This is a genomic window from Arthrobacter sp. SAFR-023 (assembly GCF_051965295.1).
GTDB lineage: Bacteria > Actinomycetota > Actinomycetes > Actinomycetales > Micrococcaceae > Arthrobacter.
The window spans coordinates 1-2649 of the sequence record NZ_JBQCMF010000043.1 but is presented as its reverse complement, the minus strand read 5'-3'; the positions used below and the strand labels follow the sequence as shown (position 1 = coordinate 2649).

The 2649-nt window shown below is 67.5% G+C and carries 2 protein-coding genes; both read left to right on the top strand.

The window, feature by feature from the left end; translation table 11 throughout:
* Positions 1-215: 215 nt before the first annotated feature.
* Positions 216-1736, top strand: a complete 1521-nt coding sequence (istA, locus tag ACTHQX_RS21630; RefSeq protein WP_336885583.1) for an IS21 family transposase — start codon at positions 216-218, stop codon at positions 1734-1736.
* Positions 1733-2518: an IS21-like element helper ATPase IstB gene (istB, locus tag ACTHQX_RS21625; RefSeq protein WP_236804791.1), complete on the top strand. Its 786-nt coding sequence runs from the start codon at positions 1733-1735 to the stop codon at positions 2516-2518. Before istA ends, istB begins: the two co-directional genes overlap by 4 nt.
* Positions 2519-2649 lie beyond the last annotated feature (131 nt).

Here is a 2649-nt window from a genome sequence, read left to right as displayed (position 1 = left end):
TGTTAGCGGCCATGAAAAACTGCCCGTAGATGGCCACGGAATTGCCCGCTGATGGCCACCGGGACTGCCCGCCTGTGGCCATGAGTTCTGCCCAGCCATGGCCGCTTGGTTTGCCCGCATTGTTCGCTTGTCCCGCCGTGTCGTAAGACGGCGGGGGCCTCTTCCCGTTTGGATGTCGGTGTCGAATCGAATCCGCTGACAGGAAGAGGCCCTGAATGAAGGATGCCCTAGAAACCGTGAAAATTCTTGCTGCCTATGATCTGACCAAGTCGCTGCGCGGTGCAGCGGAGCTGTCGGGTTGTTCCCACCACACTGTTGACCGGCTGGTCCAGGCCCGTGATGCCGGGCGTGCACCGGGCGGTGTGACGGACCGGCCCCGGGTCACCGACGAGTGGCTTCCAAAGATCGAGGAATGGGTCGAAAAGTCCAAGGGCCGGATCCGCGCCGATGTCATCCATGACAAGCTCGCCGCGATGGGCTACCGAGGTTCGGACCGCTCCACCCGCCGCGCCGTTTCCCAGGTCAAAGAGGCCTACCGGCGCGGGAACAAAAGGGTCCACCGTCCCTGGATCACCGAGCCAGGCGCCTGGCTTCAGTACGATTTCGGCGACGGGCCCGTCATCGACGGGGTCAAGACCGTACTGTTCGTCGCCTGGCTGGCCTGGTCCCGGTTCCGCATCGTGATCCCGCTGCGTGACCGGACGGCGCCGAGCGTGTTCTCCGCCCTGGACCGGTCATTCCGGCTGCTCGGCGGCGCGCCAACGTATGTGCTGACCGATAACGAGAAGACCGTCACCACCATGCATGTGGCCGGCGTGCCGGTCCGTAACCAGCAGACGCTGGCGTTCGCCAGGCACTACTCCGTCGAGGTGCTCACCTGCCAGCCGGCGGACCCGGCATCCAAGGGCGGGGTCGAATCGTCTGTGAAGATCGCCAAGGCAGACCTGGTGCCCAAGGACACCAACCTGCGAGACGAATACGCCTCGTTCGCCGCGCTCGAGACGGCCTGCACCGCGTTCATGGACCAGATCAACACGCGCGAGCACCGGACCACCCGCCGCCGCCCGGTCGACATGCTCGCCGAGGAGGCCGCGTCCCTGCACCGCGTCCCGGACACAGCGCATACCCTCGCCTACGGGGTCGGGCGCCGGGTGCCGGAAAACACGCCGATGGTCTCGGTCGAAAACGCCCAATACTCCGTGCCTGCCCATCTGCTCGGCGCCGAGGTGTTCGCCCGCTTCCACGGGACCGGCCCGGATGCTCAGGTCGTGATCGTGCATGTTGGTGCCGGCGGGCCGGTCGAGGTCGCCCGGCACCGACTTGCCCGGCCCGGGTCCCCGGCGATCCTGGACGCACATTTCCCGGACCATCAGCAGAAGGTGCCCGGCGACTACAAACCCGTGCCGCGGTCCACGGCGGAAGCAGAATTCCTGGGCATTGGCGCCGGCGCGAGGACCTGGCTGCTGGAGGCCGCCGCGGCCGGAGCGCAGCGGATCAACGTGAAGATGGCCGAGGCTGTCGCGCTGGCCAAGATCGCGGGGACTGCCGAGGTCGATAAGGCCCTGGGCGTTGCCGCGATCCACCACCGCTTCGCGCACGGCGACCTCGCGTCGCTGTTGAACGCGGGCGGAAACCACACCGGGCTGCGCACCGCCGCGGAGGACAAGTCCCTCACCCAGGGCACCGCCGGGTGGGCCGGCCTCGGCACCACCGGCGCCGGGGAGGGCGCCCGATGAGCATCACGACCGCGAACAGCACCGCACCGGCTCTGCCCGCCGACCTCGAGGCACTCATGCGGCAACTGAAAATGCCCCACGCCCGCGCCATCGCCCCGGACGTGTTGGCCACCGCCCGCGCTCAGCGCTGGGAACCGGCCGAGGTCATCAAAGCACTGCTCGCGGAGGAGACCAAGGGCCGGGCCCGGTCGATGCTCGCCACCCGCCGCAAGGCTGCAGGGTTCCCGACCGGCAAGACGTTCGCCCTCTGGGACGAAGCCGCGTCCTCGATCCCGGCACCGACCCAACAGGCCCTGCGCACCCTGGAATGGATCCACCGGAAAGAAAACCTCGTCGTCTGCGGCCCCTCCGGGACCGGAAAGACATTCTTCCTCGAAGCCCTCGGCCAGCAGGCCGTCGAAGAAGGGATGCGCGTCGCCTGGTTCACCCTTGAGGACCTCGGCGCCCTGATCCGTTCGCACCGGGCCGACGACACCGTCACCCGGGCCGTGGCTAGGATCCTGCGCGCAGATCTCGTGGTCGTGGATGACATCGGCCTCCTCGCCGTGGCCACCGACGCCGCCGAAGGCCTCTACCGGGTCGTCGACGCAGCCTATGAAAAACGGGCCGTCGCGGTCTCCTCGAACCTTCACCCCGCAGGCTTCGACGAGCTCATGCCCAAAACCCTGGCCACCGCGACTGTGGACCGGCTCCTGCACCACGCCCACGTCTGCCAAACCACCGGCGACTCCATCCGCCTCACCCAGGCCCTGGCCGGAAAGGGCGTCATGCCACTGAACTAAACCCCAAACTGGTGGCCAGCAAACCCCATCCCCAAGCGGGCAAACCAGCTGGCCACCACTGGGCAGTTCTACTGGCCACCAGCGGGCAGAAATGCTGGCCGCCTACGGGCAATTCCTAATGGCCGTTGACA

Bases quoted from the DNA above. Each gene is read 5' to 3' on its own strand.
- istA (WP_336885583.1), top strand. From the start codon at position 216: ATGAAGGATGCCCTAGAAACCGTGAAAATTCTTGCTGCCTATGATCTG.
- istB (WP_236804791.1), top strand. From the start codon at position 1,733: ATGAGCATCACGACCGCGAACAGCACCGCACCGGCTCTGCCCGCCGAC.